The sequence below is a fragment of the Chamaesiphon polymorphus CCALA 037 genome (assembly GCF_003003845.1).
Lineage (GTDB): Bacteria > Cyanobacteriota > Cyanobacteriia > Cyanobacteriales > Chamaesiphonaceae > Chamaesiphon > Chamaesiphon polymorphus.
In genome coordinates, this window is the sequence record NZ_PVWO01000321.1 from 1 (window position 1) to 6,890 (window position 6,890).

Here is a 6,890-nt window from a genome sequence, read left to right on the forward strand (position 1 = left end):
AGCGGCGCACCTCGGTCGGGTTTCCCGACCGTGAGAGTGCGACAAGACAAGACAACCTCCGCGTGATTTGGGTCGCTTAACCGTCGGGGAACCTGACGAGCGCGCATCCGCAATTCTCAATTAATTTAATGAGCGTCTTGCAGCTCGTAAAAATCAGGCGAAACATAATCCTTGCGGAGTGGATAACCGACCCAATCTTCGGGCATTAATAACCGCTTGAGATTGGGATGACCCTCATAGACGATCCCATACATATCAAAAGTTTCGCGTTCTTGCCAATCTACAGTCCGCCAGATCCAGTACACCGAAGGCACGACTGGATTTTCGCGAGATAAGAATACTTTGATTCTGACTTCTTCTGGTTTGATGGCATTGTCGCTGAGTTTGATGAGGTGATAAAAACTCACCAAATCGTCACCAGGCCCTGAATCGTACCCACCTTGACACTGGAGATAGTTAAATCCGTAGGCGTACAGAGCCGTAGCAATCGGCAGCAAAAATTGCGGTTCGACGCTGATGATTTCCACACCCTGAGCATCCACAGCTAGGGCTGTATGGTCTACAAAACCATTTTGGGTCAGCCATTGAGAGACTTTGCCTGTAGGGGCGAGTGGAGCCGCTGGAGGGGCAACTTCAGCGGTTGGTTTGGTTTCTTCCTCAGCCACGTTCGACCTCCTGTTTTTGAGCGGTAGCTAGTGCTGGAGTGACGGGCATTCCCATAGCAGCGGCGATTTCCGCCGGGGGATTGTCGTGGGTACCAGTTTGGAGATATGCTCCAGTCAAAATCGACGGTACGACTTTCATGTTGTGGGTCGTACTGTAATAGCGGTGAGTTTGATTTAATTTACTCCGCTCTTGCATCGATTCGTTGGCGATTTTTTTGCGGAGCTTGATGATGGCATCCATTACCGCTTCTGGACGTGGCGGACAGCCGGGGAGATAGATATCGACTGGAATTAGTTTATCGACACCACGCACGGCTGTCGGCGAGTCTACACTAAACATCCCACCCGTGATCGTACATGCGCCCATGGCAATTACATACTTGGGTTCGGGCATTTGTTCGTAGAGACGCACTAGTGCTGGAGCCATTTTCATGGTGATCGTACCAGCGGTAATCAATAAATCGGCCTGACGGGTACTCGCACGCGGGAGCAGTCCGAATCGATCGAAATCAAATCTAGAACCGATCATTGCCGCCATTTCGATAAAACAGCACGCCGTCCCAAATAACAGCGGCCACAGGCTAGATAACCGCGACCAGTTGTAGAGATCGTCTACCGTTGTCAGAATCACATTTTCTGACAAATCGGTCGTTACTTGCGGACGCTCGATGGGACTCGCAATCCGCTCGGATGGATCGATTTTATTTACAGGGTTCATGACCATTCTAAGGCTCCTTTGCGCCAAGCATAGACGAGCGCAATTACAAGAATTGCGATGAAAACGAGAGCTTCTATAAAAGCGAGTAAGCCTAACTGACTAAACGCTACCGCCCACGGGTATAAAAATACAGTCTCTACGTCAAAGACAACAAAGACTAGGGCAAACATATAGTACCGAATATTAAACTGAATCCAGGCACCACCGATCGGCTCCATCCCTGATTCGTAGGTCGTCCGACGTTCGGGGCCACCACCACTGGGGCGGAGGAGTTTAGATGCTGATAATGCTAAAATCGGCACCAAGCTACATGTCAATAAGAAGCCGAGTAGATATTCATAACCGTTAAGGACAAACACAGATTATATATAGTCATGAAGGGATAACGATCGATTCAGCACCGAACGCGCAGTCCATAACTCACATCTGGCAACCCATTACGTGCGATCGCAATCCGGCTGGCAAGAATAATTATTTAGCTGCGTTGGTGCTCTAGACTCAACCTAATTACTATTTTATCCACATATAGGTATTAGGGGATAGGATCTCTCTACTAGCACTGGTTAAATATTGACGGCTTTCTCGCACTTATTAGGTAAGGGGTAAGGGGTAAGGGGTAATGGGTAATGGGTAATGGGTAAGAATAAACATTCGATACCAGCCCTTGGTGATGCGAAGCGGTGTCTATCGACGATCGCTGCCACGTAAAAGATCTTAAATGGGTTGTCTTGGAGATAAAATCGAATCTATGTTAAATACTTGCGAGCTGGCTGTTAATGGAACTTTGATGCGTGGTTTGGAGTTAAATGGTAATTTACAACAGGTAGGTGCAGAGTTCGGTTATGAAACTACAACCGCTCCAATTTACCGCTTGTGGTCGATCGACGATCGTCATCCTGCAATGATCAGAGTAAGTCAGGGCGGAGCGGCAATCGCGATCGAAATCTGGTCGTTACCACTAGCTGGGTTAGCCCAAATCTTGCACCAAGAACCCGCTGGATTGTGCATTGGCAAAATTAAATTAGCAGATAATAGTGAAGTTTTGGGCGTTCTGGGCGAACCGTTTTTATGTGAGGGGCAACGGGAAATCACCCAATTTGGTGGTTGGCGGAATTACATGGCGTTGCTGGATTTAGATCGGAAAAGCTAGAGATGGGAGCGGGGAGCGGGGAGCGGGGAGCGTGGGAAAGAGATCCAAAAATAGCAGAATTTACCTCAGATCGGCAACGCTATTACATCAAATTGGTTGAAAGTAATGCAACACAATCACGATCCGCGCTCTAAACTTTGGCTGCGACTAAGCCCTCCGCTCCATATTGACGGAGCAGTACCATCAATTCATCGCGATAATCTTGAAAAATAGTGTGCCGTTTGATGTTAGCACCGCGCTCGGCTAAATTAATCGTCATCTCTTTTTTAACTGTACCAGGACGAGAACTCAGTACGAAGATCCGATTAGAGAGAAATACTGCTTCTTCTACATCGTGAGTAATTGAAAGAATCGTAATTTTGGTGCGTTGCCAGAGATCGATAATAAATTCGTGCATCGACTCTTTGGTATGAATATCTAAGGCTCCAAACGGTTCGTCCATTAATAAAATTTGAGGTTCGCACACCAGTGCGCGCGCGATCGCAACGCGTTGTTTCATCCCGCCAGATAACTCATTGGGCAAACATCTGGCAAAGTCACTCAAACCAACGACATTGAGATAATAACTAGCGCGTTCTCGTCGCTCTCGTTTGGATACTCCTTGCAGTTTGAGACCAAACTCGGTATTTTCTTGGACGCTCAACCAGGGATACAATGTATAGTTCTGAAACACCATACCCCGATCGGGACTCGGCCCTTTGACGGGAACCCCTGCAATCCGAATCTCGCCACTGCTAGGCGTATCGAGTCCGGCAATTTGCCGCAAAAGCGTAGATTTTCCCGAACCAGAAGCTCCTACTATACAGACAAATTCACCCCGATCGATGTTGATATTGATGTTTTTAAGTACGGTTAGATTTCCACTTTGAGTCTGAAACTGTTTGGATATATTATCGATTTGTACAAACATCTAATTTTATGCTGTTAGTGATTTTGATTTAGTCGATCGCGAAGCAGGTAAACATTGATGAATTATAACATTAAACATTTTCGACCTAGCCACTGCCTAATGACAGATCTTTGAGTTCAACCTCGATGGTTACAGCCATTAATTACGCTCCGACCATTTGCAGAAAACTCTAATTAAATATTGAAATAATAGGTCTAAAGCTAGTCCGATCGTGCCGATGACGATAATACCGACAAAAATTTCATCTGTTCTTAGAAATCTCCCAGCCACACTAATGCGGCGACCCAATCCTTCTGTAGCAGCGATGAGTTCGGCGACGATGACTAATTGCCATGCAGCAGCTAAATTAATCCGACAAGCATCTAAAATACCAGGAATCACATGGGGAAAGATCACCATCAATAGTGTCTGCAAGCGATTTCCACCTAAGATATAAGTTGCTTCGATTAAATCTTTAGATACAAATTTAACTGTATCCATCACCATCAAGGCATTGAAGAAGAATGTGCCGATAAAAATCAGCATAACTTTGGGAGCTTCGTCGATACCTTGATAGAGAATTAAAAGCGGAATAAAGGCTGGTGCAGGCATGTAACGCATCAAACCAAATAATGGTTCTAATAACGCCCGAATACTGCGAAAACTGCCCATCACAATCCCGATCGGAATTGCGAATAAAGCTGACAAGAAAAAGCCTACACCTACCCGCCACAAACTGGCAATCGTATCTTGTTGTAACTCGCCAGTACTCCACAATCTTTGAAAAGCGATCGCGACCGCCGCAGGTGAGGGTAGAAACTTAGCATCGATCGATCCAAAAGTTGTTACACCCCACCACAAGATTAATGGTAAGCCGATCGAAATACCAATCAAAACCCAATTTAATGGCTGCGGAATATCTTCTACCAATCTCCAGAATACCGATGGCCGTAAAGACGATCGATTTTCTGCATTTAATGAATCTCGATCGCGATTATTTCTTGACTTTAGCTGCATATGCTTTGACAAATCTGTCATCAAATATTTTAGTTAGATCTGGTTTTGTTTTCGCTAGCCCTACTTCACTCAAAAATGCACTCATTTGTGTCGCCGCATATGGCAAAGAACTCATATCATTCCCAGGCTGAAAAGCTTTGAGGTTTTCAGCCACGGTGAAAATCTTGGTTCCTTGGGCGTATTCTTTATACTCACTCTCGCTAACTCCCGCACGCTTGACCATGATTTTATTAGCAATATCTGGGTTAGCTTTAATATAGTCTAACGTCGCAAACCAACTATCGACCATTGCTTGAACTTTTTCGGGATTTTCGTTAACAAATTTGCGATTAAAAACCAAATGATCGGAAATAGAACCAGGGAAATCTTTAGAACTGAATAGTTCCCTACTGCCTGGTAATTTGAGAGCTTGAGTTGTAAAAGGTGCAAATACAGCAACTGCATCTACTTGTCCGGCAACAAAAGCCGCAGCAGCTTTGCCAGTTTCCAAAGGTACGAACTTAATATCTTTGGCTGTCATGCCAGCTTTCTTCAAACCCTGTAGTAACAAAAAATGATCTACAGTTCCTTCCTCGGCAGCAACTTTTTTACCCTTGAGATCGGCAACCGATTTAATATCTTTATTTACAATAACTTTATCATTGCCCGTTGAATTATCATTCGTTAATACAACTACTAAATCTGCACCTCCAGAAATCGAAGCGATCGTATCTCCTAGGGTTTGACTATTTGCATCTAGTTGGCCTGCATTTAAAGCAGAAATAGAATCTAGATAGCCATCAAACCACTTGAGTTCTGTTGAAACGTTATTGGCCGCAAATATTTTCTGGTCTTGAGTAACTTGCCAAGGGAACCAACCCGGCCAAGCACTAAAGCCCAATCTAACATCTACTTTAGACTCCGAAACTTGCGGACTAGAAGCTGTAGAATTTGGTGAAGTTGCGGACTCCCCTGTAAGCTTCTGATTTGCACCGGGATTGCTACAACTAATCGTCAGAAACAAAGCTGCTGTAAATAACAAACAAGTCGATAATAGCGATCGGCGTTGCATAAAAATCTTCACTAGTTTATAGTTGCAATCTCAAAAATTAAGCTGCCCAAACTTTACTCAGCCAATTTGCTGAGTCTTCGATGCGCGATTATTTTGGTAGCTTTGAAAACAAAATTACCAACATTACTCTTCAATATTTTGTATCAAAAGACACAATACGATCGATTATTATGTCGATTATTTTTTAATTTTGTCAGAGGTATTGCAAGATACTGTTATTCAAAAATCGAACGAATTGTCGATCGACAGATCCACTTTTGAGATTTAATCTGCTATGATTCATTCATTACGATCTCAGATTTATCTTAAATACAAGTCAGGATCGCTTCTAGGGTTCCGATCGATCTTCATCGATGACTGGTCCGAGAGAAGCAGCCGATTGGGTGTGAAGCCACACTACTAATTCGGTCACACGGCGGGATAAAAGCCCGGGAGAACCACTTCAGCTCAAGCTGTGGAACTCCTCGGCTATTGGTATCTTCCCCACCTGTGACCCAATTACACGATCGATCTACAGAACTTGTCATGAATACTACTCTTGCTCCACATCCAGAAATAGACCCCAGCCTCTTGCTCCTCGATGAAAAGTTGCCTGGAGGCGACTACTGGCATGGCATTATCAAGCGTGGAAATACGCTGCGGATTACCGACTTGGCTGGATCTCATGGCGTATCCCTAGTTTGCTACAATGCCAACAGCCCGATCGAACGGCTGAATGTGGCCGATACTGCCAAAATCCAGTTCAACGCCTTCCTCAAACAGGGCATGGTACTGTATTCGGATATGGGCAGAATTTTATGCTCGATTACCAGCGATACATCGGGCTGTCACGACTTAATTTGCGGCTGTAGTAATGCGGCAAGTAATACAGCTAAATACGGCGATGGCGACTTCAATAACTCGCGCAATAATTTTCTCAAAGCCTTGGGCAAACGGGGTTTAACTCGCAAAGATTTGATGCCAAATATCAATCTGTTTAGTCGCGTAGCCGTCTCGCCTGATGGAGATTTGCAATACGATCTTACTTGCGAAAAAGCGGGTAGTTATATCGATTTGCGAGCAGAAATGAATGTCCTCGCGATCGTGTCAAATTGTCCTCATGTTCTACATCCTAGTACGGAATACAAACCTCAGCCAATTCAATTAACCATCTGGAAATCGCCACTACCTACTGCTGACGATGTTTGTCGGACGGCTAATCCTGAAGTCGTGCGCGGATTTATCAATACCGACGCGCTATTCGCACAGGATTAGTCGATTTTTGTTGATACAAGTTATTTGAGTTGCTGCGTAGTCTGTGTTACCCCACCCCAGCCCTCCCCTTATAAAGGGGAGAGAGATAGATAAGCCCCCCTTTATAAGGCTACCGTGCATACACAAGTTATTTGAGTTAGTTGCTG

General features: G+C 44.8%; 8 protein-coding genes and 1 riboswitch. Of the genes, 2 read left to right on the plus strand and 6 right to left on the minus strand.

Annotated elements, in window-relative coordinates; genetic code table 11:
• Positions 1–125 precede the first annotated feature (125 nt).
• The 3 genes from C7B77_RS20310 to ndhC are packed head-to-tail and all read right to left on the minus strand — an operon-like array spanning position 126 to position 1,742.
• Positions 126–665: an NAD(P)H-quinone oxidoreductase subunit J gene (locus C7B77_RS20310; RefSeq protein ID WP_106309038.1), complete on the minus strand. Its 540-nt coding sequence runs from the start codon at positions 663–665 to the stop codon at positions 126–128.
• Positions 658–1,389, minus strand: coding sequence for an NADH dehydrogenase subunit K (locus tag C7B77_RS20315; RefSeq protein WP_106309041.1), 732 nt, complete (start codon positions 1,387–1,389; stop codon positions 658–660). The genes C7B77_RS20310 and C7B77_RS20315 overlap by 8 nt, the downstream gene beginning before the upstream one ends.
• Positions 1,380–1,742: a photosynthetic/respiratory NAD(P)H-quinone oxidoreductase subunit C gene (gene ndhC / locus C7B77_RS20320; protein WP_015157893.1), complete on the minus strand. Its 363-nt coding sequence runs from the start codon at positions 1,740–1,742 to the stop codon at positions 1,380–1,382. Before ndhC ends, C7B77_RS20315 begins: the two co-directional genes overlap by 10 nt.
• 389 nt (positions 1,743–2,131) lie before the next feature.
• Here ndhC and C7B77_RS20325 point away from each other — a divergent pair, with 389 nt between their 5' ends.
• Positions 2,132–2,533 (plus strand): allophanate hydrolase-related protein, encoded by a 402-nt coding sequence (locus C7B77_RS20325; RefSeq protein WP_106309054.1) that lies wholly within the window; start codon positions 2,132–2,134, stop codon positions 2,531–2,533.
• Between the two features lie 130 nt (positions 2,534–2,663).
• On the opposite strand, the gene C7B77_RS20330 is transcribed toward C7B77_RS20325, so the two are convergent.
• From C7B77_RS20330 to C7B77_RS20340, 3 genes are all read right to left on the minus strand, one after another.
• Positions 2,664–3,443 carry an ABC transporter ATP-binding protein gene (locus tag C7B77_RS20330; RefSeq protein ID WP_106309044.1) on the minus strand — a complete coding sequence of 260 codons (780 nt, stop codon included), beginning with the start codon at positions 3,441–3,443 and terminating at the stop codon, positions 2,664–2,666.
• Between the two features lie 138 nt (positions 3,444–3,581).
• Positions 3,582–4,439, minus strand: a complete 858-nt coding sequence (locus C7B77_RS20335) for an ABC transporter permease (RefSeq protein WP_106309046.1) — start codon at positions 4,437–4,439, stop codon at positions 3,582–3,584.
• Positions 4,417–5,490 carry an ABC transporter substrate-binding protein gene (locus C7B77_RS20340; protein ID WP_106309048.1) on the minus strand — a complete coding sequence of 358 codons (1,074 nt, stop codon included), beginning with the start codon at positions 5,488–5,490 and terminating at the stop codon, positions 4,417–4,419. The genes C7B77_RS20335 and C7B77_RS20340 overlap by 23 nt, the downstream gene beginning before the upstream one ends.
• Positions 5,491–5,807: 317 nt before the next feature.
• Positions 5,808–5,927, plus strand: a riboswitch (guanidine-I (ykkC/yxkD leader).
• A gap of 88 nt (positions 5,928–6,015) precedes the next feature.
• Between C7B77_RS20340 and C7B77_RS20345 the strand changes: the two genes are divergently transcribed.
• Entirely contained in the window at positions 6,016–6,744 is a 729-nt protein-coding gene (locus C7B77_RS20345; RefSeq protein WP_106309051.1) for an urea amidolyase associated protein UAAP1, read from the plus strand.
• The last annotated feature ends 146 nt before the right edge of the window (positions 6,745–6,890 follow it).